Source organism: Nonomuraea longispora, assembly GCF_004348345.1.
Classification (GTDB): Bacteria; Actinomycetota; Actinomycetes; order Streptosporangiales; family Streptosporangiaceae; genus Nonomuraea; species Nonomuraea longispora.
Map to the genome: position 1 here is coordinate 45,003 of NZ_SMJZ01000003.1, position 25,063 is coordinate 70,065.

Genomic DNA, 25,063 nt, shown 5'->3' on the forward strand with positions numbered 1-25,063 from the left:
CGCCCGTGATCCTCGCTGTCGACGTGGGCGGCACGAAGATGGCCGCGGGCCTGGTCGCCCACGACGGGACGGTGGTCGAGGCCCGGCGTACCGCCACCCCGCAGCACGCGGACGCCGGCGTCCTGTGGGAGACCCTGACGGACCTCGTCGAGCCGCTGTCCGGGCGGGCCGAAGGAGTCGGGGTGGGATGCGGCGGGCCGATGCGCTGGCCGCAGGGCGAAGTTTCGCCGCTCAACATCCCCGCCTGGCGCGGCTTCCCGTTGCGCGCCCGGCTGGCCGCCCGCTTCCCCGATTTGCCGGTACGCCTCCACAACGACGCGATCTGCCTGGCCGTGGCGGAACACTGGAAAGGGGCCGGGAGGGGCGTCGCCGACATGCTCGGCATGGTCGTCTCGACCGGCGTGGGAGGCGGGCTGATCCTCAACGGGCGGCTGGTCAACGGCAGGACGGGCAACGCCGGACACATCGGGCACGTGGTGGTCGAGCCGGTGGGCGGGCCGCGCTGCGGTTGCGGCGGCCACGGTTGCCTGGAGGCCGTCGCCCGCGGCCCCGCCCTGACCGAGTGGGCCCTGTCCCAGGGCTGGACCCCGGGAGCCGCCACGACTCCCGGCCCACCCCAAGGAGCCCACGCCACAGCCGCGCCTGAGGACGGTCCCGGCCGCGCGCCCGCGCCGCACCCCGCTGCAGGCGTGCCGCGTGGTGGGGAGGTGCCGCGTCCTGGTGAAGGCCGTACGGAGGGCGCGGTGGCGTGGGACGTCCAGACGGCTTATCGGGAGGATCGGGCCGTTACCGGGAGGGCGCTGGCGGCCGACGCGCTGGCCGGGGACCCGGTGGCGCTGCGGGCGATGAGCCGGGCCGGACGTGCCATCGGCATCGCCATCGCCTCCGCTACCCACCTGTGCGACCTGGACCTGGTCACCATCGGTGGCGGGTTGTCCCAGGCCGGCGAGCTGCTGTTCGGCCCCTTGGAGGAGGCACTGCGCGAGCACGCCAGGGTGGAGTTCGCCCGCCGGGTCAAGGTCGTGCCCGCCGCCCTCGGCCAGGAGGCCGGGCTGGTGGGCGCCGCCGCGCTGATCCTCGCGACGGACAGCTACTGGAGCACGTGAAAGGCCCGCCGGCCCCTCTGCCCCGCTGGGCGGTTGCCTTCGTACTTGGACGTCCACGGGCCCGGATCAGGCGGGGCGCCGGGGCTGGTAGAGCCAGGCGGCGAAGAGGGGCTTGAGGTCCTTGCCCGACATCCGCTCGGCCAGCTCGATGAACTGCTCCGTCGTGACGTGCCCGTAGCGGTTGTCGGCGGCCCACGACTTGAGCAGCTTGAAGAACGTGTCGTCGCCGACGGCCCGGCGCAGGGCGTGCAGCGTCATGCCGCCACGGGTGTAGACGGACTGGTTGAACAGGTCGTCGGGCTTGGCACGCCCCGGCGGGTATGTCCACATCGGGTCGTCGGCGGGGCGGCTGTGATGGCCCTTGAAGATCGCGTCGGCGGTCTTCGCGCCTTTGTGCTCGGACCACAGCCACTCGGCGTAGGTGGCGAAACCCTCGTTGAGCCAGAGGTCCTTCCAGCGGCGGATCGTCAGGCTGTTGCCGAACCACTGGTGCGCCAGCTCGTGCGCGATGATGCCCTCGTCGGGCTCGAAGCCGCCGTAGAGCGGCTTGGTCTGGTTCTCCAGAGCGTAGCCGGCGGCGTAGTCGTCGACCACGCCGCCGGTCGAGCCGAACGGGTAGGGGCCGAAGACGGTCGCCCAGTAGTCGGTGATCTTGCCGGAGGTCCTGTAGAGCTTGTCGAGCGAGGAGGCGAACCGGGGGTCGGCGGCGGCGAGGTTGGGCACGCCCCCGGCCGTGCTGCCCTTGCGCAGCTCGAACTTGCCCATCGTGGCGGTCGCGAGGTAGGTCGCCATCGGATGGCGCTCGCTCCAGCGGTAGGTGGTCCGGCCGTCAGAGGTCGTGGGCTCGCCGGTGAGCTCGCCGTTGGCCAGCGCGGTAACCCCGGCGGGCACGGTGATCGTGAAGGCGAACGTGGCCTTGTCGGAGGGGTGGTCGTTGCTGGGGAACCAGGTCTTGGAGCCGTTGGGCTCGGAGGCGACGAACGCGCCGTCGGCGGTCGGGATGAAGCCGAACGTGCCGAGGTTGGTGGTGCTCGTGGCCGGTTGGGGCCGGCCGGAGTAGTGGACCCGGACGGTGAACGCGGCGCGCTCGTCGATCGGCTCGGCCGGCCGCACGGTCAGCTCGCCGCCCTGGTGGGTGAACGTGGCGGGGGAGCCGTTGACCGAGACCTGGCGCACGTGGAGCCCGACCAGGTCGAGGTTGAAGCTGGACAACCCCTGGGTGGCGCCGGCCTTGATGGTGGCCACGCCGTCCAGCCGCCTGGTCGCCGGGGTGTAGTCGACGGCGAGGTCGTAGTGGCTGACGTCGTAGCCGCCGTTGCCGTCGTGGGGGAAGTCGGTGTCGCCGATGCCGGCCGCGCCCGGCCGGTGCGCGGCCGCGGCCGGCGCGTCCGAGGGCGAGCAGGCCAGGAGGCTGGCGAACGCCGCCAGCAGCGCGATCGCGCGCCTGTTGTGTCGCATGGGCGAACGAGCCCCCTTCGCATTGTGACCAGAATCCTACGGTGAGTCAGGCCATGACGACGACCGTCCTCGCGACCTTGTCGTGGACGGCCTGCTTCCGGGGGTCGAAGAGGATCCAAGCGAGGTCGATGAGGAGGCCGACGCAGCAGACCCAGGCGAGCGCGCTCATCACGGCCTGCCTGACAGCGGCCTGTCCCACGCCTATCCTGGCCCCGTTCTCCTGGACGACCCGGATGCCGAACGCCTTCTTGCCCAGGGTCTGACCATTCCAGAAGGCGTGCAGGAGCCAGAAGTAGAGAAACGCGACGAGTCCGGCCGCGAAGGTGTGCTCCACCGGATAGCGGTCCCAGCCTGCGCCGTTCCAGGCATATTCCCAGCTCGTCCAGGTGAAGGGGGCGGTGACGACGTTGACGATGAGCCAGTCGAGCAGGCCGGCGAACAACCGCCGCCACCGTCCCGCCAGCCCCGGTGGTGGCGATCCCATGCAGTGCTGATGGCCACCACCGGGTCGGGACAAACTAAAGGTTGCCCCTGCGTTCCTGTTCGCGCTCGATGGCCTCGAAGAGCGCCTTGAAGTTGCCCTTGCCGAATCCGAGCGAGCCGTGCCGCTCGATGAGCTCGAAGAAGACCGTGGGCCGGTCCTGCACGGGCTTGGTGAAGATCTGCAGCAGGTAGCCGTCCTCGTCGCGGTCGACGAGGATGCCGCGCTTCTTCAGCTCCTCGACCGGCGCCCGCACCTCGCCGATGCGCGCCCGCAGCTCGGGGTCTTCGTAGTAGGAGGCGGGCGTGTCGAGGAACTGCACGCCGCCGGCCCGCATGTGGTCGACCGTCGTGAGGATGTCGTTGGTGGCCAGCGCGATGTGCTGCACGCCGGGGCCGCGGTAGAACTCCAGATATTCGTCGATCTGCGACTTCCTGCGACTGACGGCCGGCTCGTTCAGCGGGAACTTGACCTTCCGCGTGCCGTCGGCGACGACCTTGGACATGAGCGCCGAGTACTCGGTGGCGATGTCGTCGCCGATGAACTCCGCCATGTTCGTGAAGCCCATGACCTTGCGGTAGAACTCCACCCACTCGTCCATCTTGCCCAGCTCGACGTTGCCGACGCAGTGGTCGACGGCCTGGAACAACCGTCCGCCCTTGGTCGCGGGCGGCGCCACCAGCGCCTCGGCCGGGGCGTATCCGGGCAGGTAGGAACCTGCGTAGTTGACCCTGTCGACCAGCGTGTGCCGCGTCTCGCCGTAAGTGGCGACGGCGGCGAGCTGCACCTTGCCGCGCTCGTCCTCCAACGTGTACGGCTCCGCCAGCCCCTTGGCACCGTTGGCGACCGCGTGGGCGTAGGCCGCCTCCACGTCGGGCACCTGGATGGCCAGGTCGATCACCCCGTCGCCGTGTTCGGCGACGTGCCGCGCCATGTCGGTGCCCGGCCTGATGGAGGCGCGGAACTCGAACGTGGCGCTGCCCGAGGTCAGCACGTACGCGGCCACGTCGGGGCTGCCGTTCTCCGGCCCCCGGTAGGCCACCAGCTTCATGCCGAACGCGGTCGAGTAGTAGTGGGCCGCCTGCTTGGCGTTGCCGACGGCGAACACCACGGCGTCCATGCCGTTGACCGGAAAGACATCATTCATAGCTCCAACTCTCGATATTCCTGGACGAGTTGCGCAAGGGTTGCCTTATCAAGTGAACAATCTGTCTAGCTTCCCCTGGCAAAATCCGGTAAATCTGTACAGTATGACGATCGATGATCTGGACGCCCGGCTGATCGCCCTCCTGACGGCCGAGCCAAGGCTGGGCGTGCTCGAATGCTCGCGACGGCTCGGCGTGGCCCGTGGCACGGTCCAGGCCCGGCTGGACCGGCTCGTCGCCCGCGGCGTGGTGACCGGGTTCGGGCCCGACGTCTCCCCGGCGGCGCTGGGATATGACGTGACGGCGTTCGTCACCATGGAGATCAGGCAGATCGCCGGGCACGACCCCGTGGCCGACCGGCTGGCCCGCATCCCGGAGGTTCTGGAGGTGCACACGATCACGGGCGACAGCGATCTGCTCTGCCGCGTGGTCGCGCGGACCAATGCCGATCTGCAGCGCGTCATCGATCAAATCGTCGATGTGCACGGTGTGCTGAGAACTAATTCGATCATCGCCCTTGACACCCCGGTTCCCTACCGAGTGTTGCCATTGGTCGCCGATGTTCCGCGGCATGGGGTGCGCTAGCCGTACTATCGCTGAGGGACGAGGCATCGTCATCGATCGTTTAACCTTGGCATTCGCCCTGCTTACGGGGGTCGGGCGGCGCATGATCGAGGGGGTCGAGGGTGCGGAGCGGTGGTGGAAACAGGATGCGAAAACGGCGGATTCTCCGACTGGTAGCCATTTCTTTCGGCGCAGCGATCCTCGTATTTGTCGGGCTTTTCGCGATTGCGTGGGCGATGACGCCAATTCCCGACAGCGCCCAGAAACAGGCCACCGCACAGGGCTCGGTGATCTATTACCGCGACGGCAGGACCGTGCTCGCCCGTCAGGGTGTCGACCGCAAGAAGGTCGAGCTGGCGCAGGTGCCCAAACACGTGCGCGACGCGGTCATCGCCGCCGAGAACCGCTCGTTCTACGAAGACGCCGGCGTCTCGGCCAAGGGCACCGCCAGGGCCGTCTGGTCGACCCTCACCGGGCAGCAGCTCCAGGGCGGCTCGACGATCACCCAGCAGCTCGTGCGCAACTACTACAGCGGGCTCAGCCAGGAACGTTCCTTCACCCGCAAGTTCAAGGAGATCCTCATCGCGATGAAGGTCGACCAGTCCAAGCCGAAGGACTGGGTGCTGGAGCAGTACCTCAACACGATCTACTTCGGCAGGGGCGCCAACGGCGTCCAGTCGGCCGCCCAGGCCTACTTCGGCAAGGACGTCAGCGAGCTGAGCGTGGCCGAGGGCGCCTACCTCGCCTCCGTCATCCAGCAGCCCAGCCGCTTCGCCGACCCCAAGGGCTCCGACCTCGTCGCCGCCAGGGCCCGCTGGAAGTCGGTGATCGACGCCATGGGACAGACCGGCGCGCTCACCCCCCAGCAGGCCGCCGCCGAACGCTACCCCGACCTCCGCACCCCGAAGAAGCCGTTCGAGCTCAAGGGCCAGGCCCAGTACATGCTCGAACAGGTCACCGCCGAGCTCAACCGGCGCGGCTACAGCGACGAGGACATCAACTCCGGCGGGCTCAAGATCGTCTCTACGTTCGACAAGAAGCTCATGCAGGCGGCCAAGCGGGCCGTCACCGACACGCTGCCCGACGCCACGCCGAAGAAGGTGCGCACCGGGCTGGCGGCCGTCGACCCCGGGACGGGCGAAGTCGTCGCCTTCTACGGCGGCAGGCCCTCCCAGTCGGCCTACTACGACAGCGCGTTCTCGGCCAAGGTCATGGCCGGCTCGACGTTCAAGCCCTACACCCTGGCCGCCGCCCTCGACAACGGCTTCGACCTGTCCACCCGGGTCGACGGCAACTCGCCCCTGCAGGTCGCGTCGGCGTCCAAGCCCATCCCCAACGACAGCGGGCGCTCGTACGGGCAGATCAACCTGATCAGCGCCACCCAGAACTCCGTCAACACGGCGTTCGTCGACCTCGGCCAGAAGGTGGGCCTGGACAAGGTCGCCAAGGTCGCCGAGGCGGCCGGCATCCCCGCCTCCCAGCTCGACCGGCACAAGAGCGCCGCGTCGTTCCCGCTCGGCGTGGCCTCCGTCAGCGCCGTCCAGAACGCCTCCGGGTTCGCCACGTTCGCCAACGAGGGCGTGCACATGGAGGCCCACGTGGTCAGGTCCGTCACCGACGCCGAGGGCCGCGTGGAGGCCGTCGAGCCGGCGTCCACGCGGGTGGTCGGCGAGCAGGCCGCCGCCGACACCACGTACGCGATGCAGCAGGTCGTGAAATACGGCACCGGCGCGGCGGCCAGGCTCTACGACCGTCCGGTGGCCGGCAAGACGGGCACCACGGACAAGTCGAAGTCGGTCTGGTTCAACGGCTTCACCCCGCAGCTCGCGGTGGCCGTCAACATGTTCCGCGACGACAACGCCACCGTCACCATCCCCGGCTACGGCACACAGTTCGGCGGCCAGCTGCCGGCGCAGATCTGGCGGGCGTTCATGACCGAGGCGATGGAGGGCAAGCCGGTCGAGGAGTTCCCGGAGCCGTCCGACCTCGGCTACGACTACGAGTATTCCGCGCCCACCGAGGACGGTGTGCCCGAGCAGGAGGCGACGCCTCCGGTCAGCCCCGACGACGGGGGCACGCCCGAGCCGGAGATCACCGCGCCGCCGCTCACCGACGACCCGTCCGCCACGGGGGAGTCCGACGACGAACGTCAGGAACGCCGGCAGGACGAGCCGTCCGACCTGCCGGCGCTGCTCCCCGAGCAGCCGTCGTCACGGCAGGACGACGCCCCCGCCGACCGGGGCGCCCGCGGCGACGACCGCACCGGCCGCGCACCCGCCGACTGACCTCGCGACGGCGTCAGGCGGTGAGCTCGGCCTCCAGGGCGTCGACCGTGGTGACGGGCATCCGGCAGGTGAAGCCCCGGCACACGTAGGCCGCGGGCGCCTCACCGACCGGCTCGCGCCCCTCCAGCAGCGCCGGGTACGCCCGCCGCGGCACGAGCGGGTCGCCGGTGCCGCGATCGCCGTCGCCGGACCCGAGCGCCACCACCACGCCGGGCACGTCGGCGAGCAGCGCCGCGCGGTGCAGCGCGGCCGTGCGCGGGTCGTCGGGCGGCCCGACGACGGCCACCTCGACGGGCCCGTCGAGCGCCGCGCGCGCCACGGCCAGCCCCCAGCCGGCGAACCGGGCGTGCTGGCCCGCCAGCACCGACACGGTGCCGAGCGCGGCGTGCGCGGCCTCCCGGTGGCGGGTGGAGCCGGTCAGCGCGCCGTAGGAGAGCAGCGCGCCGGCGGCGGCGTACTGGCCTGAGGGGGTGGCGTTGTCGGTCGGGTCCTGGGGGCGCTGGAACAGGCGCTCGGCGTCGTCGGCCGTGTCGTAGAAGCCGCCGGAGCCGTCGGCGAAGCCGTCGAGCACGGTGTCGAGCAGCGTGCCCGCGAGCCGCAGCCACCTGGCCTCGCCGGTGACGCCGTACAGCGTGATCAGTCCTTCCGCCAGGTCGGCGTAGTCCTCGAGCACCCCGTCGTTGGCGCCGGCGCGGCCGTCGCGGGATGTGCGCAGCAGCCTGCCGTCCGTCAGGTGGACGCCGGCGAGCAGCTCGGCCGCGTCGGTGGCGGCCGCGACCAGCTCGGGCCGCTCGAACACCACGCCCGTCTCCGCCAGCGCGGCGATGGCCAGGCCGTTCCACGAGGCCACGACCTTGTCGTCGCGGCCGGGGCGCACGCGCTGCTCCCTGGCGGCCAGCAGCCGTCCGCGCACGCTCGCGTAGCGGCCGGGGTCGTCGGGGTCGCGCGGCAGCTGCAGCACGGATGTGCCGTGCTCGAACGTGCCGGTCACCTCGAACAGCCCGGCGGCCCACCGGCCGTCGTCGTCGCCGAGCACGGCGCCCAGCTCCTCGGGGGTCCAGACGTAGAACTTGCCCTCCACGCCCTCGCTGTCGGCGTCGAGCGCCGAGGCGAACCCGCCTTCGGGCGTGCGCATCTCGCGCAGCAGCCAGCCGGCGGTCTCCAGCGCGACCCGTCTGGCCAGTTCGCCGCCGCCCGCCTTCCACCAGTGGGTGTAGACGCGCAGCAGCAGGGCGTTGTCGTAGAGCATCTTCTCGAAGTGGGGGACGACCCATTCAGGGTCGACGCTGTAGCGGGCGAAGCCGCCGCCGAGCTGGTCGTACATGCCGCCGCGGGCCATGGCCTCCAGGGTCTTCCCGCTCATCTCGCGCTCGCCCGAGCGCAGCAGGAACTCCAGCACCATGGACGGCGGGAACTTGGGCGCCCCGCCGAACCCGCCGTTGGCGGCGTCGAAGCTCTCCCGCAGGTTGGCGATCGCGCGGTCGAGCGTGTCGGCGCCCGGCAGCGGCCCGCTGGGCAGCGTGGTCTGCGAGTTGAGCGCCTCGACCACCTTCGCGCCCTGCCGCAGCACGGTCTCCTTGTCGCCGGTCCACACCTTGTGCACCTCAGTGAGCAGGCGCTGGAACTGGTGGCGCGGGAAGTAGGTGCCGCAGTAGAACGGGTGCCCGTCCGGCGTCGCGAACACCGTCATCGGCCAGCCGCCCTGGTGCGTCATGGCCTGCGTGGCGCCCATGTAGACGGCGTCGACGTCGGGCCGCTCCTCGCGGTCCACCTTGATGTTGACGAAGTGCTCGTTCATCAGTTGCGCGGTGGCGGTGTCCTCGAAGCTTTCGTGGGCCATGACGTGACACCAGTGGCACGCCGAATAGCCCACGCTGATGAGCAGCGGCACGTCGCGCCGCCTGGCCTCCGCGAACGCCTCCTCGCCCCACGGATGCCAGTCGACGGGGTTGTCCGCGTGCTGCAGCAGGTAGGGGCTCGTCGCGTCTTTCAAGCGGTTCATCACGACCTCCAACTCCCCACCCTAGACGCCGCGGAGAAAAAGGATCATGACAGGGCCCCTCGGCCGCCCCTGGCTGACTGGCGCGGCGGTGACGGCGTAGGTTACGGATGGTGGACATGGACTTCGTCTGCACGCAAGCGGGCCGCCCGGTGACCGCGCTCACACGCAGAGACGTGGCGCGGGCGCTGCTCGCCGTGCCTTCCGGGGTGGCGCTGGTGGCGCTGCCCGACCTGCGGCGCGCGATGATGTCGGCGGGAAACCCCCTCTCCCGCCCGTTCTGGGAGTCGGCCAAGGAGACCCTGCGATCGATCGAGTCCGGCGTGGCGACCGTGGGCGACGTCCAACGCTGGATCGAGTCGACCGGCACCGAGCCGATCCTCATGACGCCCAGCTATTTCGTCTGGCCGGAGGAGAACGAGCGCGGGCCCGTGGCGACCGAGATGTTCGCCCGCCTGGTGGCGTTCCTGGAGGAGCGGGTCGCGGCGGGGGAGATCGACCCCGACGCGCTGGCCGCGGGCGACCCGGGGGCCCGCAGGGCCTATGAGGAGCTGCAGGAACACTGGCTGAGCACGCCACTGCCCGACGGCCGGGTGCCCGGCTTCGCCGTCAGCGACGAGCAGGACGAGGAGCTGTTCTCGGCCTGGGACGAGGAGGAGGCCTTCGCGCTGTCGGAGCTGCGGCGCATCGTCGCGGGCCTGCCCAAGCAGCCCGACCTGCCCGCCGACGAGCTGGACACGGCCGCCGTACGCCTGCGCGCGCTGCTCGCCCTGCCGGGCTATCCCGCCAACGTGCTGCGGGCCTGTGCCGGGTTCGAGGACCGGCCGATGCCCGACGACGACCTGGACCTGTGGCTGACCGTGGCGGCGGGCGTCGTGAGCCCTGTCTCCGACCTGCTGGAGAACGGCGACCTGCTGGAGGAGTTCGCCGATCTCGACAGGGAGATCGGCATGGAGGACGCGACGCTGGCCCATCTGCACGCCATCCAGTGCGCCGACTGGCTGGCCGGGGTGGCGGCGCTGGCCAGGCTCGGGCCGGGGGTGCTGGCCTCGCCCGAGCGGATGGCGCGGCTCATCGCCGAGTCCGAGGACATCGACGTCGACGAGCAGGACGGCGACGACCTCGGCGCCACCGAGGGACTGTTCGCTCCCGTGGTGAGCCTGTGGGGCTATCTCGGCATCGTCGACAAGGACGACGTGCTCACCCCGCTGGGCTGGTGGGGGCTGCCGAAGGCGCTCGAACGCGCCTGGTCGCCCGCCGAGTGAGGCTCAGCGGGCGTCGGTGATGTCCTGGAACTCGGGGTGGCGCTCGATGTATCTCGCCACGTAGGAGCAGAGGGGCACGACACGCAGGCCGGTGTCGGCGCTCATCTGCAGCGCGTGACCGACCAGCTCGCCGGCCAGCCCCTGCCCCTCGAACTCCGGTGCCACCTCGGTGTGCGTGAACACGATCTTCGTGGGCAGCAGGCGGTAGTCGGCGAACCCGGCGACCTGCCCGTCCACGAGGATCTCGAAGCGGCTCTTCGCCGAGTTGTCGACCACGTCCGCCGGCATCTATTCGGCCTTCTTGTCGGTCAGCTCGGCCTCGCGCGGCACTTCGATCTTCGTCATCTGCTTGTTCATCGACTTGACGAGGAAATAGAGCGCCAGCCCGATGGCGGCCACGACGACGAAGCCGAGCACACCCGGGCTCACATCACCCGCTGCTAGTACGGTCACGCATCCCAGTCTGCCACCGGCGCCCCATGCTCGGGTCAGTGGCAGGCGGGGGAGACGTCGTCGGCGTGGATGCCCGCGAACAGGTCGTCCTCCGGAAGCCCGGTGTCGACCAGCGAGCGCGCCAGGTGGTAGTCCTCGGTCGGCCAGACCTCCTGCTGCAGCTCGCGCGGGCAGACGAACCAGAAGCCGTCGGGGTCGACCTGGGTGGCGTGCGCCAGCAGGGCCTCGTCGCGGACCTGGAAGTAGTCGCCGCACGGGACGCGCGTGGTCACCGGCCACTTGGCGGGGCGGTCCTCCCAGCGGGAGATCCAGTCGGCGTAGGGGGAGCCGAGGCCGCGTTCGTTCATCGCCTCGTGCAGCGCCTCGAAACGTTCCTTGGTGAACCCCATCTGGTAGTAGAGCTTCAGCGGCTGCCACGGGTCGCCGGTCCCGGGATAGCGGTCGGGATCGCCGGCCGCCTCGAACGCCTCGACGGAGACCCTGTTGGTCATGACGTGGTCGGGGTGGGGGTAGCCGCCGTCGTCGTCGTACGTGATGATCACGTGCGGCCTGAAGTCGCGCACCGCCGCCACGAGCGGCGCGGCGGCGTCCTCAAGTTTCTGCACGGCGAAGCAGCCCTCGGGCAGCTCCTCCTCCTCGCTCTCCGGCAGGCCGGAGTCGACGAAGCCCATGAAACGCTGCTCCACGCCGAGGATCTCGCGCGCCCGCGCCATCTCGGCCCTGCGCACCTCCCCGATGTTGGCCACGATCTCGGGGCGGTCCATCTTGGGGTTGAGCACGGATCCGCGTTCACCCCCGGTCAGCGTGCAGACCAGCACGTCAGCGCCTTCGCGCACATAGCGCGCCATCGTGGCGGCGCCCTTGCTCGACTCGTCATCTGGGTGGGCGTGGACGGCCATCAACCTCAACGGTGCACTCACGGGCGAGATCTCCTCAAGGACCGGTCAGTCGCCCAGAGAGGTTAGTTTCAGCTGGGCGGTCGCGAGGGCACTCCCCTCGCGGGCGACAATTGTCTCGGATAACGCCGAGGGAGTGCAGGGAGATTCCGCCATGGCCACCAGAGATGTCGAGAACGGGCCCGTTCTCGGCACACCCGACGACTTCCCCGATCGTCCACGGCGAAGGGGCAGACTCGTCGTGCACCTCGTGATCGGCGTGCTGGTGGCCATCATCGCCGGTGGCTGGGGCTACGTGATGTGGTCGATGACGGCGGGCGGCTCGGACGCGCCGTCGCAGGTCGTGACGTTCAACGTGGAGAGCCCGACCCGCGCGGAGATCACCTTTGAGGTGTACAAGCCAGACGATAGAGTGGCTGTCTGCCGCCTGCGGGCGCTGGATGTCAATCACGGGGAAGTCGGCAGCAAGGAAGTAAGAATCCCGGCTGGTGAGGGTAGTAAGCAGCTCAAGGAGAGCCTCGGCACCAGTGGTCGGGCCACTTCCGTCCACATCCAGTACTGCAATCTCGTATAGTGAGACATTTGGGGAAGCGTTGGAGCGACTGACTTGTTAGCCTTTCGCAATTCAACCGTACGTAACCTCAAGTGACCTCAGGGCCCCCTAGGCAAGCAAGGAGAACCCGTGGCCGACTCTCGCGATGAGAACGTCACATGGCTGACGCAGGAGGCGTACGACCGCCTGAAGGCGGAGTACGAGTATCTCTCGGGCCCCGGGCGCGTCGACATCGCCAAGAAGATCGAGGCCGCCCGGGAAGAGGGTGACCTGCGCGAGAACGGCGGCTACCACGCCGCCAAGGACGAGCAGGGCAAGATGGAGGCCCGCATCTTCCATCTCCGTCAGATCCTCGACAACGCCCAGGTCGGAGAGGCTCCCAAGGCCGAGGGCGTGGTGGGCCCCGGCATGACCGTCACCATCAGGTTCGTGGGTGACGACGACGAGGTGACCTTCCTGCTCGCCTCCCGCGAGGAGAGCGGAGCGCCGATCGACGTCTACTCGCCGAAGTCCCCGCTCGGGGCGGCGATCAACGGCAAGAAGATCGGTGAGAAGGCGACCTACGCCCTGCCCAACGGGCGCCAGAACACCGTCGAGATCCTCGAGGCTGTGCCGTACATCGGCAACTGACTCCCATGGACGACAACCGCCGGGCCCCCGTTGGCCCGGCGGCGTTTTCGCCTTCCACCGGAATTCGGCAGGACCTGAGCTTTCTCGTCAGGTCGCGCAAGCGGCGTGACACGTACAAACTGGTGCCGTTCATCGTGGTGACGCTGGTCGCGGTGCTGACCGCCGACGTGCTGCTGCTCGTGCAGCCGCCGCAGAACGATCCCGGCGGCGTGCGGGCGGCCGAGCCGGAGCAGTCGCTCATGGCCCAGCAGCGGCCCCAGCGCAGCGAGCCGCAGCGGCAGCAGCCGACCGACACGGTCCGGCCGGTGACGCCGCTGAGCAAGCTGCACAAGCCCAACCTATTCGTGCTCTCTCGCAAGCCGTTCACGCAGAAGCAGTTAGAGAAGGTGGCGAAGGTACGCGGCGTGCGGGCGCTGGAGCTGGCCGACGCGGCCTCCATCACGCTCGACGGCAAGCGGGTGCAGACGCTCGCGGTCGACCCGTCCACTTTCCGTTCCTTCACCCCCAAGGTGACCGCCGCCTCCGACCCGCTGTGGCAGAACGTCGCGGCCGGTGACGTGGCGGTGTCGTTCGTGCTGGGCAACGACGGCGGGCTCTCCCTGCACCGGCGGGTGGCGGGTCCGGCGGGGCCGCTGCGCATCGGCGCCTACGCCACCACCGGCTTCGGCGCCGTCGACGCGGTCGTGTCCAAGGACGTCGGCCGTACGCTCGGGCTGCCGCGCGACAACGCGCTCATCGTCAGTGCCCCCAAGACCAACTCGGCCAAGCTGCGAGACAAGATCCTCGCCAGCCTGCCCAAGGGCGCGCAGGCGGTCATGGTGAACCCGGTCCTGCCGCCGCCGCAGAAGGTCAGGCAGAACTGGCCGGCCGGCTCGTTCATGACGGGTGAGCAGCTCACGGCGGCGCTGAAGGCGGCGGTGTCCAAGATCGGCAGGCCCTACGTGTGGGGTGCCGAAGGTCCTGACACCTTCGACTGCTCCGGCCTGGTCCAGTGGGCCTTCGCCCAGGCGGGCGTGCGGATGCCCCGGGTGACCCACCAGCAGTGGGTGACAGGGCCGCAGGTGCCGTTGTCGCAGGCGCACCCCGGCGACCTGCTCTTCTGGCGCAACGACCCGACCAACCCCGCCTACATCTCCCACGTGGCGATCTATTGGGGCGACGGCAAGATGCTGCACGCGCCCCGCACGGGCGACGTGGTCAAGATCGTCCCGGTGAACAGGCGTAACCTCGCCGGGGTGGTCCGGGTCAGCCCCGTGGCCGCATCCAAGGTCCGCTAGGCCTTTCCTTCGCGCGCAGTGCTCCGTACCCATGGGTGCGATCTTCCGAACAACGGTGTAATGATGATTACATGGCTAGCGATGATGATGTGACGGCACAGATCCACGGCTGGTTCGCGGGGCGGCTGCCCGGTGACTGGTTCACCGGCGCGCCCGAGATCGTCAGGGACCGCGAGGAGATCGCGGTGCTCGGCCGGCTGCCCGAGCCGCCGGCCGACGTTCCCGAGGCCGAGCGGTCCGCCTTGATCGACGGGCTGGCCCGCCGCTTCAGGGAGGAGACGCGCGAGCGCCGGATCGAGATCGCCAAGGAGGCCGAGCGCAAGTTCCGCCAGAAGGTCTCCTGGGGCGTTGTCTGCGGCGGCGATACTGTGATGTTCACCACACTCTCCGTGCCCGTGATGACCCGGCTGCGCCAGTCGGAGCGCCGCGTGCTCGACACGCTGGTGGCCGCGGGCGTGGCCAGGAGTCGCAGCGACGCGCTCGCCTGGTGCGTACGCCTGGTCGGCAAGAACGCCGACACGTGGCTCGGCGATCTGAGGGAGGCGCTCCAGCACGTCGACCGAGTTCGCTCCGAAGGGCCCGACGTAAATTCCTAGACCACCCAGCGGAAACGGCCGGAGCAATGGACTAAACCACTGCGGGAATTGGTTTAGACCAGCCGAATTGGACTGGACCACTGCCGGGAATTGCTTCTTTTGAATCCGTTCCCGTTGGGTAGGCTCCCCCAATCGCCAGGGGCGCTGCCTGCGACGACGGCCGCGCCGACAGGTCTATGCCAATTGGCTTTCCGACCGCTTCGTCGTTAATGATGACTGGGCCCTGAGAGAGTGGAGGAGTCGACGTCGTGTCCGTTTCCGTGGAAGTGCCCGCACCGACCAGCAATAGGGAATTGGCCGAGTGGGTAAAGGAGATCGCTGCTCTGACCCAGCCCGACCGGATCGAGTGGTGCGACGGGTCAGAGGAGGAGTGGACGCGCCTCACGAACCTTCTCGTCGAGCAGGGGACGTTCACGCGCCTGGCCGCCAGGCCCAACAGTTTCTACGCCAAGTCCGACCCGAGTGACGTGGCGAGAGTCGAGGACCGCACGTTCATCTGCTCGGAGCGCGAGGAGGACGCCGGGCCCACCAACAACTGGATTGCGCCCGGCGAGATGCGCGAGACGTTCGGCGAGCTGTTCAAGGGCTGCATGCGCGGCCGCACGATGTACGTGGTGCCCTTCTGCATGGGCCCGCTGGGCGGGGAGATCTCCCAGCTCGGTGTCGAGATCACCGACTCCGCGTACGTCGCCGTGTCCATGCGCGTCATGACCCGCATGGGCGACAGGGCGCTGCGGCTCATCGAGGAACGGGGCTCGTTCGTCAGGGCCGTGCACTCCGTGGGCGCGCCGCTGGAGCCCGGCCAGGAGGACGTGCCGTGGCCGTGCAGCTCCACCAAGTACATCAGCCACTTCCCCGAGACCCGCGAGATCTGGTCCTACGGCTCCGGCTACGGCGGCAACGCCCTGCTCGGCAAGAAGTGTTACGCGTTGCGCATCGCCAGCGCCATGGCCCGCGACGAGGGCTGGCTGGCCGAGCACATGCTCATTCTCAAACTGACGCCACCCTCGGGTGAGGCGCGCTACATCGCCGCCGCCTTCCCGAGCGCCTGCGGCAAGACCAACCTCGCCATGCTCCAGCCCACGATCCCCGGCTGGAAGGTCGAGACCATCGGCGACGACATCGCCTGGATGCGCTTCGGCGAGGACGGCCGCCTCTACGCCATCAACCCGGAGGCCGGCTTCTTCGGCGTCGCGCCCGGCACCGGCGAGGTGACCAACGCCAACGCGGTCAGGACTCTCTGGGGCAACAGCATCTTCACCAACGTCGCGCTCACCGACGACGGCGACGTGTGGTGGGAGGGGCTTACCGAGGAGCCCCCCGCTCACCTGACCGACTGGAAGGGCCGCTCGTGGACGCCTGCCAGCGACGAGCCCGCCGCCCACCCGAACGCGCGCTTCACCACCCCCGCGTCCCAGTGCCCGATCATCGCGCCCGAGTGGCAGGACCCCAAGGGCGTGCCCATCTCGGCGATCTTGTTCGGTGGCCGCCGCGCCACCGCCGTTCCTCTGGTGACGGAGTCGCTGAGCTGGGAGCACGGCGTCTTTCTCGGAGCCAACGTCGCCTCCGAGAAGACCGCCGCCGCCGAGGGCAAGGTCGGCGAGCTGCGCCACGACCCGTTCGCCATGCTGCCGTTCTGCGGCTACAACATGGGAGACTACTTCGGCCACTGGCTGGACATCGGGCGCCGCGAGGGTGCCGTGCTGCCCCGGATCTACTACGTCAACTGGTTCCGCAAGAACGCCGGCGGCAGATTCATCTGGCCCGGCTTCGGCGAGAACAGCCGCGTGCTCAAGTGGATCGTCGACCGGCTCAACGGCGAGGCCAAGGCGGTGCCGACACCGATCGGCCTGCTGCCCGCCGACCTCGACACCGAGGGCCTCGACCTGTCCGAGGAGGACCTGCAGACGCTGCTGAGCGTCGACCGCGAGGTGTGGCGCGAGGAGGCCGCGCTGATCCCGGCCCACTTCGAGACGTTCGGCTCCCACCTGCCGAAGGAGCTGTGGGACGAGTACAACGCCCTGCTCGACCGCCTCAGCTGAGCGCCGCCCCCTTGTGCGGTACGGCTGCGCCGTCTAACTTGGCGGCTTGCCGTACCGCGGGGGAGGCAGCACGTGGACTTCGTACTGATCATTGCCTCGATCGCCATCGTGGCCCTGGTCGGCGTGGTGGAGCAGCGCGCCGAACGCGAGCGCGTGAGGGTCAGCGGGGCCAAACCCGCCAGAGCCGGCCACCAGTTGGGCCCTTACGAGCTGGCCTACCTGTCGGGCGGGCCGCGCCGGGCGCTCAACACGGCGCTGGCCGTGCTCGCCTCGGCCGGGGCCATCCGTGTCTCGCGGGGCTCGCGGGTCACCGCCGTGCACGGCGCCTCGCCCTCGCCGGTGCCGCTTGAGCAGGCGGTGCTCGACGCGACGGCGGCGCGGCCGGGCGGCTACCAGGCGAGCGAGCTGCGCCGCGAGCTGGAGTCGCATCCCGCGCTCGCCGAGCTCGCCGCCGAGCTGGAGCGCAAGGGGCTGATCGTGCCGCAGTCGGCGTTCGAGAAGGCCCGGCGGCTCTGTGACCGGCTGCGGTTCGTGGTGGCCGGCGCGGCGGGCTACCTGGTGCTGCTGATCGTGCTGGCCGTCATGGGCGTGGCCGGTGAGGAGACGGTGTACGTGGGGGCGGTGTTCTTCGCGTTGTTCGCCCTCGTCACCAGCCTCATCGCGCTCTACCGGCAGCGGCGCAGGCTGCGCAACGTCGTCACCCGCGAGGGCCGCGAGGTGCTGCGGTCGGCCCACGCGTACCATCCGAGGGGCGTACGTGATCCGCGCTCGCTCTCCGCGGCCGTGGCGATCCCCGTCGCGCTGTACGGGCTGACGGAGTCGGGGGACCGGCTGCTCTGCGACGAGCTGTCCGTCGGCGTACCCGGGGGTGACTGCGCCGGCGCCTGCGGCAGCTTCAGCGGCTCCGGCACCACCTTCGGCAGCGATTCCTTCGGCGGCATGGACCCCGGTGGTGGGTCGTCGAGCTGCGGCGGCGGATCGGGCTGCGGCGGTGGTGGCGGAGGAGGAGGTTGACATGGCCGGGCTGGGAGTGGGCATCGGCTGGCGGAGCGAGCTCGACCTGACCATCGAGCGGATGGACGGCGTCGACTTCCTCGAAGTGGTCGCCGAGAACATCAGGCCGGCCCAGCTGCCCGAGTCGTTACGGGTGCTGCGCGGACGCGGCCTGCCGGTGATCCCGCACGGGGTGTCGCTCGGGGTAGGCGACGCGCAGCCGCCATCGCCCGCCCGGCTCGCCCATCTGGCGGCCTGCGCGCAGGCTCTCGACGCGCCGCTGGTCAGCGAGCATCTGGCGTTCGTACGCGGGGGCGGCGTCGAGGCCGGGCACCTGCTGCCCGTGCCGCGCACCCGCGAGTCGCTGCGGGTGGTCACCGAGAACGTGCGGCGGGCCCAGGACGCCCTGCCCGTGCCGCTGGCCCTGGAGAACGTCGCCGCCATCTTCGGCTGGCCGGACGACGAGCTGACCGAGGCGGAGTTCCTCGCGGAGCTGGTCGCGGCGACCGGCGTCGGGCTGCTCATCGACGTCGCCAACCTCTACAACAACCAGGTCAACCTGGGCCTGTCGGCCGTGGCGGCGCTCGACGCGCTCCCGCTGGAGCACCTCGCGTACGTCCACGTGGCCGGCGGCTACGAGCGCGACGGGATCTGGCACGACACGCACACCCAGGTCGCGCCGCAGCCGGTGCTCGACCTGCTGACCGAGTTGTGCGCCCGTGCCACGCCGCCCGGCGTGCTGCTGGAGTGGGACGAGGACTACCCGAGTGACGACGTCCTCGTGACCGAGCTGTCCAGGATCAGGGCGGCCATGTCCTTGGCGGGGGAGCCGCGGTGAGCGGCACGACCCTCCCTGGCGGCGAGGCAGCGGTGCCGGACGCGGAGGTGCGGCGGCGGCTGGCGGAGGCGCAGGGGAGGGTCGTGGCGGCGCTCGTCATGGGTGCGGAGCCGCCTGAGGGCTTCGACCCCGAGCGCATGCGGGTGCAGGCGGTGAGCCTGCTGGCCAAGCGGCGCGGCATCGTGGCGAGGCTCCGTCCCGACGCTGCCGCCGCCGCGGGCCCCGACCTGGCCTCCGAGTACGCCGCCTACGCCCGTTCCCGCACCACGCCGCCGCCCGGCTACCGCGCGGACGCCGACGACTTCGCCGACTGGTTGCGCGCCCGTGGCCGCATGCCCGCCCCGCGCGGGAAGGTCCGCTGGTGGTCGCGTCTCCTGTCCCGGGATCCGGGTCGGTCACGAGCGGACGGATGGCCGGAGTGACCGGGGACATCGTCCGATAGGCCGAGCCGACGATAGGTTCCCCGACGACCAGAAATCCGGTCCAGGGGGCGGGCACGGGCGAATCACGGTGATAATTGCCTGTTAGGTCATTGCACCGCTGGGAGGCACGTCCGTGGGCCTGCGCAATCTGGTCTACCGGCTCTATGAGCACCGGCTGGAGGCCAAGCTGTCCAAGGACAGCGTCCCCCGGCATGTCGGGGTCATCATCGACGGTAACCGCCGCTGGGCGCGGGCCATGGGCATGCGCGACGTGGCCAGCGGTCACCGCAGGGGGGCGGACAAGATCTCGGAGCTGCTCGGCTGGTGCCGGGAGCTCGGGGTCGAGGTCGTCACCGTCTGGATGTTGTCCAACGACAACCTCAACCGGCCGAGGGACGAGCTGGAGCCCCTGCTGCGCATCATCGAGGACGTGACGCGGGAACTTGTGAGCGAGGGGTGGCGGATCAGCCCGGTCGGAGCGCTCGACCTGCTGCCGGACCACACGGCGAATGTCCTCAAAGAGGCAAAAGAAGTCTCATCGCACCGTCCCGGCCTGATTGTGAACGTTGCAGTTGGGTATGGAGGAAGGCGTGAGATTGCCGATGCGGTGCGCTCACTCCTCCAGGAGCACGCGAGCAAGGGGGCGAGCATCGAGGACCTCGTCGAGGTGCTCGATGTGGAGCACATCGCGGAGCATCTTTACACTCGCGGCCAGCCCGACCCGGACCTCCTCATCCGGACCTCGGGCGAGCAGCGCTTGTCGGGCTTCATGCTCTGGCAGAGCGCCCATTCGGAGTTCTACTTCCACGAGGCCTACTGGCCGGACTTCCGCAGGGTCGACTTCCTTCGAGCGCTGCGCGATTACGCTGCGAGACACCGGCGTTACGGTTCCTGACGCGACATCTGGGTATTCAGGACGTAACGTTGGAAATGTCCGGCCACAGGACGGACATTTCGGAGAGGGCCCGCCTTTGCATCGTGAACTGCCGAGGGGGGCCGGACCCCGGCGCCGACGGCACGTAACGGTCGGGACGCGGGTCCGGTCCGATTCCCGCCTCGTCTGCAGGGTGCCCGCACCTATGGGCGCCCGGGGGAGAACGTGTGGCAGTGTCCTCGAGCAACCCTACGACCAAGCCGGCCAAGCGCACGTACGTGCTCGACACCTCGGTCCTGCTGGCCGATCCTGCGGCGATGACCCGCTTCGCCGAGCACGACGTCGTCCTTCCGATCGTGGTCATCACGGAGCTGGAAGGAAAGCGGCACCATCCCGAGCTCGGCTACTTCGCGAGGAAGGCCCTGCGCTACCTCGACGAGCTGCGCATCCAGTACGGCAGGCTCGACGAGCCGATGCCGACCGGGGATGGCACGATCAGGGTTGAGCTCAATCACAGCGATCCGTCCATCCTGCCCGTGGGCTTCCGCCTGGGAGACAACGACACCCGCATCCTGACGGTGGCCCGCTCGCTGGCCGCCGAGGGCTGCGACGTCGTCCTGGTGTCCAAGGACCTGCCGCTGCGGGTCAAGGCCGCCTCGATCGGCCTGTCGGCCGAGGAATACCGCGCGGAGCTGGTCCACGAGTCCGGCTGGACGGGGATGGCCGAGCTCCAGGTGACGGCCGAAGACGTCGAGACGCTCTTCGACCAGGGCACCGCCGACTTCGAGGAGAGCAGGGACCTGCCCACGCACACCGGCCTGCGGCTGCTGTCGGCCAAGGGCTCGGCGCTCGGCAGGGTGCTGCCGGACAAGTCGGTCAAGCTCGTCCGCGGCGACCGCGAGGTGTTCGGCCTGCACGGCCGCTCGGCCGAGCAGCGCATCGCGCTCGAACTCCTGATGGACCCGGAGATCGGCATCGTCTCGCTCGGCGGCCGGGCCGGCACCGGCAAGTCGGCGCTGGCGCTCTGCGCGGGCCTGGAGGCGGTCCTGGAGCGCCGCCAGCACCGCAAGGTGGTCGTTTTCCGCCCCCTCTACGCCGTCGGCGGCCAGGAGCTCGGATACCTGCCCGGCACCGAGGGCGAGAAGATGGGCCCGTGGGCGCAGGCCGTCTACGACACGATGGGCGCGATCACATCGCCTGAGGTGATCGAGGAGGTGCTCGACCGGGGCATGCTGGAGGTGCTCCCGCTGACGCACATCCGCGGCCGCTCGCTGCACGACGCGTTCGTGATCGTGGACGAGGCCCAGTCGCTCGAACGCGGCGTGCTGCTCACGGTGCTGAGCCGCATCGGCGCCAACTCGCGGGTCGTGCTCACCCACGACATCGCCCAGCGCGACAACCTGCGGGTCGGCCGGCACGACGGCGTGGTGGCGGTGGTGGAGAAGCTCAAGGGCCACCCGCTGTTCGCCCACGTCACGCTGACGCGTTCCGAGCGTTCCCCGATCGCCGCCCTGGTCACGGAGATGCTGGAGGACATCACGCTGTGATCATTTGAGCTCGCCGCAGGTGTACCGCCCCTCCGTCCTGGAGGGGCGGTCCTCGTTCTCGCGGACGATCCTGACCTGCTCGAACGCCGCGTCCTGTTGGGCGGTGCAGACGATCTGGGCCTTGCCGAGATCGGTCAGCGTGCCCTCGCCCCTGATGTAGACGGTCAGCGTCGAGGTACGCGGCAACTGCACCTCGTCCCGCTGGATCGGGTTGAGCGAGTCCTTGATCCCGATGTACGTGAAGCCGCGCAGCGCCGTGTCACGCTCGCCGAGCGGCTTGGTCGACGCGTCGAAGAGCGCCCCCAGCAGGCTGCCGACGGTGTCGTTGTCGACGTCGGCGGGCTCCAGGACGAGCCGGCCGTCCTTGAGCAGGTAGATCGTCTTGGACGGCGGGGGAATCCTGGTGGTGGGGGCGTTGCCGCGGTCCTGGACGTCGGTGGGCGAGATGCCGCAGGCCGTGGCGGCGACGAGCACGGCGACGGTGAGGAGACGGTGGGCTTTCATGCGTGGGGCAACCAGACGGTGAAGAGGGTGCCGGGGTTCTGGGCGCGTACGGAGATCGTGCCGCCGTGCAGGTGCACGTTGGCCCTGGCGATGGCGAGGCCGAGCCCGCTGCCCTGACTGCGCGAGCGGCCTCCGCCGGCCTTGAAGAAACGGTCGAACACGTGCGGCAGCGCCTCCCGGGGGATGCCCTGGCCGTGGTCGCGCACCTTCACCTCCAGGCCGCTCGGCGTGGCTCTGGCGCTCACCAGCACCGGTGGCGCCCCGTGCTTGAGCGCGTTGCCGACGAGGTTGGCCACGATCACGTCGAACCGTGCCGGGTCCAGGTTGACGGCCAGCCCCTGGGGCGCCTTCACGATCACCTGGTCGCTCCACCCGCGTACGTCCAGGCAGCCGTCGATGGCCTCGGCCACGTTGACCGGTTCGAGGTTGAGCGTGGCGGTGCCCGCGTCGAAGCGGCTGACCTCGATCAGGTGCTCGACCAGCTCGCGCAGGCGCTCGATCTCCCTGAGCACCAGACGCACGGCCTCGGCCGGCGCCTCGGGCAGCCGTCCTGCCTCCTCGGAGAGCATGTCGGCGACGGCCGTCATCGAGGTCAGCGGCGTGCGCAGCTCGTGGGAGACGTCCGCGACGAACCGGCGTGACATGGCCTCGAGCGAGCGCAGCTCCGACACGCTCAGCTCCAGCGCCGCGGCCGCGTCGTTGAATCTGCTGGTGAGCTCGGCCAGCTCGTCCTGCCCGTGCACGGGCAGCCGCGTGTCCAGCCGTCCTTCGCCGAGCGCCTGCGCGGCCGCGCTCAGCCGCCGTACCGGAAGCAGCACCTGCCGGGCCGACAGCAGCGCCACGACCAGCGCGATCAGCACGACGACCACGCCGATCTGGGTGAAGGTGATTCTGAGCCTGGCGAGCTGGCGTTCGTCGTCCTGCAGCGGGAAGAAGACGAACGCCCGCAGGCCCGTCGCCTCGATCCTGTTGCCGGCCTCCCGGTAGACCTCGGCGCCGACGATGAGCCAGAGCTCGCCGCGGATGATCTTTCGCTGGGTGACGACGCTCTGCTTGGCCCGGCCGTGGAGCTCGTTGGGCACGTCGCTCATGGACATCGGGCCCTCGGAGGCGATCTGGGCGCCGTACTCGATGAGTACGCTGCGGCCGGGGCCGTTGAGCGCGTGAGCGACGCGGCCGAGGTCCCTGGCCGTGGGGGCGGCCTCGCCCGGCCTGAGCCGGCCGATGGGGAAGGTGATGCTGCCGAGCTCCCGGGTGACCTGGTCGAGCGCGGTGGTCTCGGCCCGGGTGACGAGCGCGGTCTTGGCCAGCTCGAAGCCGATCGTGGCCACCAGCAGTGAGGCGGCCACGGCCACGAGCGTGAACGTGATGACCAGGCGGGCGCGCAGGCCGGTGGGCAGGGGGATCACGGAGGACTGAACCGGTAGCCGAATCCGCGCACGGTGTGGATGAACACGGGCTCGCCCGGCTTGGGCTCGATCTTCGCGCGTACCCGCTGCACGCAGGCGTCGACCAGTCGCGAGTCGGCGATGTGCGTGTGGTCCCACACCTCGCGCAGCAGATAGCGGCGGTTGAGCACCTGCCCGGGGTGCCGGATGAGCTCCAGGAGCAGCCGCAGCTCGGTCGGCGTCAGGTGGATCTCCTTGCCGGCGAGCGTGACCTTGAGCGCGCCCCGGTCGATCACGAGGTCGCCGAAGGAGATGCGGTCGGAGGCGGCCGACTCCGCCCGGCGCAGGATGGCGCGGATGCGGGCGTCCAGGACCCTGGGCTCGACCGGCTTGACCACGTAGTCGTCGGCTCCCGCCTCCAGCCCGACGACCACGTCGAGGTCGTCGCCGCGGGCGGTGAGCAGGATGACGGGGAGCTGGTCGAGCTTGCGTACGCGGCGGCACACTTCGATGCCGTCGATCCCGGGGAGCATGACGTCGAGGATCGCGATCTCCGGGCGGCGGGACCTGATGTGGTCGAGCGCCTCCTCGCCCGTCGCGTAGGACGTGACGGAGTGCCCCTGCCGGGTCAGCGCCAGTTCGAGGGCCGTACGGACGGAGAGGTCGTCTTCAACAAGGAGGATGCCAGCCACGCGCACATTATTGTTGCATGTCTGAAATATCCGAGTTCCGTCACCAAACTGTGACATTCCGTCGTCCCGGTCCTGGAACGCCGACGGCCGGTCCTGAGAGGCCTGGCGTCGCGAACGGACGCCACATGGTTTCCCGCCTGTGTGATGAAACTCACAATGATCGGGAAACGCCACGCTAACCCGACAGTCAGCCAAACTTACGCCAAGCGATTCCCGCGTTTCGGTTGCGGACCACCCCCCAAGACAGGGCAAGCTCAGGGACCGTGAGCCCCGGTCCGCAGTTGAGTGAGCGTCGCCGACAGCGCCCTCCGAAGGAATCCCCTCCCTCGTCGGCGCGACGGCGTTCGCGTGTCACGCCCAAACGCGTCGTCATCACCGCCGTCGCCCTGGTGATCGTCTTCGGCGGCGGCGGCTTCGTCGCCTACCGCGCCGTCCAGAACGCCAACAGACCGCAGCAGGCCGCGCTCTCCGTCGACGACTTCGCCAAGCTGGCCGGCGGCGACCTGTCAGGGCCCGACCCCGAGACCGACGCCCTGAAGAACGCCGCCGAACAGGCCTACCGCGCCGACCAGCTCAAGAAGGGCCGCTCCGGCAAGGACAACGACAAGGATTTCGACTGGGTCGTCCCCGAGCGGGCCCCCGGCGGTGAAGGGTTCCCCGAGGCGAACTTCCCGCCCGGCAGCGACCCCTCCCCAGGCAGCAACAAGGCCACGGCCAAGTCCATGCTGGCGTCCAGGGGCTGGGGCGCCGACCAGTGGGGCTGCCTGGAACGTCTCTGGCAGAAGGAGAGCGGCTGGAACGAGCGGGCGATGAACCGCTACTCCGGCGCGTACGGCATCCCGCAGTCGCTGCCCGGCACCAAGATGGCCAGCGCGGGCGCCGACTGGCAGACCAACGCCGCCACCCAGATCAAGTGGGGCCTCGGCTACATCAAGGGCCGTTACGGCACGCCGTGCGGCGCGTGGGCCCACTCCCAGTCGGTGGGCTGGTACTAACAGGTCAACTTTCCCTCCTCAATCGGCAAGCCGCCGCGCCTGAACGGGTATATCGGCGCA

At 69.8% G+C, this 25,063-nt stretch carries 25 protein-coding genes; 15 read left to right on the plus strand and 10 right to left on the minus strand.

Translation table 11 applies throughout. The features are described from left to right. Window positions 1–5: 5 nt before the first annotated feature. Window positions 6–1,106 carry an ROK family protein gene (locus E1267_RS01545; RefSeq protein ID WP_132328877.1) on the plus strand — a complete coding sequence of 367 codons (1,101 nt, stop codon included), beginning with the start codon at window positions 6–8 and terminating at the stop codon, window positions 1,104–1,106. Window positions 1,107–1,172: 66 nt separating this feature from the next. On the opposite strand, the gene E1267_RS01550 is transcribed toward E1267_RS01545, so the two are convergent. The 3 genes from E1267_RS01550 to hppD are packed head-to-tail and all read right to left on the minus strand — an operon-like array spanning window position 1,173 to window position 4,192. Next, window positions 1,173–2,564, minus strand: a complete 1,392-nt coding sequence (locus E1267_RS01550; RefSeq protein ID WP_132328879.1) for a M1 family metallopeptidase — start codon at window positions 2,562–2,564, stop codon at window positions 1,173–1,175. Between the two features lie 46 nt (window positions 2,565–2,610). Next, the gene (locus tag E1267_RS01555; protein WP_132328881.1) at window positions 2,611–3,048 is read right to left on the minus strand and encodes an RDD family protein; all 438 of its coding nucleotides are present in this window, start codon (window positions 3,046–3,048) and stop codon (window positions 2,611–2,613) included. 34 nt (window positions 3,049–3,082) lie between these two features. After that, entirely contained in the window at window positions 3,083–4,192 is a 1,110-nt protein-coding gene (gene hppD, locus E1267_RS01560) for a 4-hydroxyphenylpyruvate dioxygenase (protein WP_132328883.1), read from the minus strand. A 103-nt stretch (window positions 4,193–4,295) separates the two neighbouring features. On the opposite strand from hppD, the gene E1267_RS01565 reads away from it, so the two are divergent. Beyond that, window positions 4,296–4,775 carry an Lrp/AsnC family transcriptional regulator gene (locus E1267_RS01565; RefSeq protein ID WP_132328885.1) on the plus strand — a complete coding sequence of 160 codons (480 nt, stop codon included), beginning with the start codon at window positions 4,296–4,298 and terminating at the stop codon, window positions 4,773–4,775. 215 nt (window positions 4,776–4,990) lie between these two features. Then, the gene (locus tag E1267_RS01570) at window positions 4,991–7,039 is read left to right on the plus strand and encodes a transglycosylase domain-containing protein (protein ID WP_246063331.1); all 2,049 of its coding nucleotides are present in this window, start codon (window positions 4,991–4,993) and stop codon (window positions 7,037–7,039) included. 13 nt (window positions 7,040–7,052) lie between these two features. On the opposite strand, the gene E1267_RS01575 is transcribed toward E1267_RS01570, so the two are convergent. After that, window positions 7,053–9,041 (minus strand): thioredoxin domain-containing protein, encoded by a 1,989-nt coding sequence (locus E1267_RS01575; RefSeq protein WP_220449296.1) that lies wholly within the window; start codon window positions 9,039–9,041, stop codon window positions 7,053–7,055. Window positions 9,042–9,157: 116 nt separating this feature from the next. On the opposite strand from E1267_RS01575, the gene E1267_RS01580 reads away from it, so the two are divergent. After that, window positions 9,158–10,303 carry a hypothetical protein gene (locus E1267_RS01580; protein WP_132328889.1) on the plus strand — a complete coding sequence of 382 codons (1,146 nt, stop codon included), beginning with the start codon at window positions 9,158–9,160 and terminating at the stop codon, window positions 10,301–10,303. 3 nt (window positions 10,304–10,306) lie between these two features. On the opposite strand, the gene E1267_RS01585 is transcribed toward E1267_RS01580, so the two are convergent. From E1267_RS01585 to mca, 3 genes are read right to left on the minus strand one after another with little or no spacing between them, the layout of a single operon-like run. Then, a complete protein-coding gene (locus E1267_RS01585) occupies window positions 10,307–10,591 on the minus strand; it encodes a GNAT family N-acetyltransferase (protein WP_132328891.1) in 285 nt (94 codons plus the stop codon). Next, the gene (locus E1267_RS43990; RefSeq protein WP_165959416.1) at window positions 10,592–10,756 is read right to left on the minus strand and encodes a hypothetical protein; all 165 of its coding nucleotides are present in this window, start codon (window positions 10,754–10,756) and stop codon (window positions 10,592–10,594) included. It lies immediately after the preceding gene. Between the two features lie 35 nt (window positions 10,757–10,791). Next, a complete protein-coding gene (gene mca / locus E1267_RS01590; RefSeq protein WP_132328892.1) occupies window positions 10,792–11,676 on the minus strand; it encodes a mycothiol conjugate amidase Mca in 885 nt (294 codons plus the stop codon). Between the two features lie 130 nt (window positions 11,677–11,806). On the opposite strand from mca, the gene E1267_RS01595 reads away from it, so the two are divergent. The 10 genes from E1267_RS01595 (at window position 11,807) to phoH2 (ending at window position 21,424) form a co-directional block, all read left to right on the plus strand. Next, window positions 11,807–12,226, plus strand: coding sequence for a DUF4307 domain-containing protein (locus E1267_RS01595; RefSeq protein WP_132328894.1), 420 nt, complete (start codon window positions 11,807–11,809; stop codon window positions 12,224–12,226). 108 nt (window positions 12,227–12,334) lie between these two features. Beyond that, window positions 12,335–12,835 (plus strand): transcription elongation factor GreA, encoded by a 501-nt coding sequence (gene greA, locus E1267_RS01600; RefSeq protein ID WP_132328896.1) that lies wholly within the window; start codon window positions 12,335–12,337, stop codon window positions 12,833–12,835. A 5-nt stretch (window positions 12,836–12,840) separates the two neighbouring features. Further along, entirely contained in the window at window positions 12,841–14,112 is a 1,272-nt protein-coding gene (locus tag E1267_RS01605) for a C40 family peptidase (RefSeq protein WP_132328898.1), read from the plus strand. Window positions 14,113–14,183: 71 nt separating this feature from the next. Beyond that, a complete protein-coding gene (locus tag E1267_RS01610; protein ID WP_132328900.1) occupies window positions 14,184–14,708 on the plus strand; it encodes a hypothetical protein in 525 nt (174 codons plus the stop codon). A 248-nt stretch (window positions 14,709–14,956) separates the two neighbouring features. Further along, entirely contained in the window at window positions 14,957–16,750 is a 1,794-nt protein-coding gene (locus tag E1267_RS01615) for a phosphoenolpyruvate carboxykinase (GTP) (RefSeq protein WP_132328902.1), read from the plus strand. A 72-nt stretch (window positions 16,751–16,822) separates the two neighbouring features. Continuing rightward, on the plus strand, window positions 16,823–17,764 hold the full coding sequence (locus tag E1267_RS01620) for a TIGR04222 domain-containing membrane protein (protein ID WP_165959418.1): 942 nt from the start codon (window positions 16,823–16,825) through the stop codon (window positions 17,762–17,764). Between the two features lies 1 nt (window position 17,765). Next, complete coding sequence (locus tag E1267_RS01625) at window positions 17,766–18,581, plus strand: MbnB/TglH/ChrH family RiPP precursor modification enzyme (RefSeq protein ID WP_132328906.1); 816 nt, start codon at window positions 17,766–17,768, stop codon at window positions 18,579–18,581. Further along, window positions 18,578–19,003, plus strand: a complete 426-nt coding sequence (locus E1267_RS01630; RefSeq protein WP_132328908.1) for an SCO6045 C-terminal-like domain-containing protein — start codon at window positions 18,578–18,580, stop codon at window positions 19,001–19,003. Before E1267_RS01625 ends, E1267_RS01630 begins: the two co-directional genes overlap by 4 nt. 133 nt (window positions 19,004–19,136) lie before the next feature. Further along, window positions 19,137–19,898 (plus strand): isoprenyl transferase, encoded by a 762-nt coding sequence (locus E1267_RS01635; protein WP_132328910.1) that lies wholly within the window; start codon window positions 19,137–19,139, stop codon window positions 19,896–19,898. 206 nt (window positions 19,899–20,104) lie between these two features. Then, window positions 20,105–21,424: an RNA 5'-3' helicase PhoH2 gene (gene phoH2, locus E1267_RS01640; RefSeq protein WP_281283577.1), complete on the plus strand. Its 1,320-nt coding sequence runs from the start codon at window positions 20,105–20,107 to the stop codon at window positions 21,422–21,424. Here phoH2 and E1267_RS01645 read toward each other — a convergent pair whose 3' ends face one another. Genes E1267_RS01645 through E1267_RS01655 form a run of 3 tightly spaced genes read right to left on the minus strand, consistent with a single transcriptional unit; the run spans window position 21,425 to window position 24,008 of the window. Further along, window positions 21,425–21,928: a hypothetical protein gene (locus tag E1267_RS01645; RefSeq protein WP_132328912.1), complete on the minus strand. Its 504-nt coding sequence runs from the start codon at window positions 21,926–21,928 to the stop codon at window positions 21,425–21,427. Next, window positions 21,925–23,337 carry a sensor histidine kinase gene (locus E1267_RS01650; RefSeq protein WP_132328914.1) on the minus strand — a complete coding sequence of 471 codons (1,413 nt, stop codon included), beginning with the start codon at window positions 23,335–23,337 and terminating at the stop codon, window positions 21,925–21,927. The genes E1267_RS01645 and E1267_RS01650 overlap by 4 nt, the downstream gene beginning before the upstream one ends. Further along, window positions 23,334–24,008 carry a response regulator transcription factor gene (locus tag E1267_RS01655; protein ID WP_132328916.1) on the minus strand — a complete coding sequence of 225 codons (675 nt, stop codon included), beginning with the start codon at window positions 24,006–24,008 and terminating at the stop codon, window positions 23,334–23,336. The genes E1267_RS01650 and E1267_RS01655 overlap by 4 nt, the downstream gene beginning before the upstream one ends. Window positions 24,009–24,397: 389 nt before the next feature. Here E1267_RS01655 and E1267_RS01660 point away from each other — a divergent pair, with 389 nt between their 5' ends. After that, on the plus strand, window positions 24,398–25,003 hold the full coding sequence (locus tag E1267_RS01660) for an aggregation-promoting factor C-terminal-like domain-containing protein (protein ID WP_484213935.1): 606 nt from the start codon (window positions 24,398–24,400) through the stop codon (window positions 25,001–25,003). The last annotated feature ends 60 nt before the right edge of the window (window positions 25,004–25,063 follow it).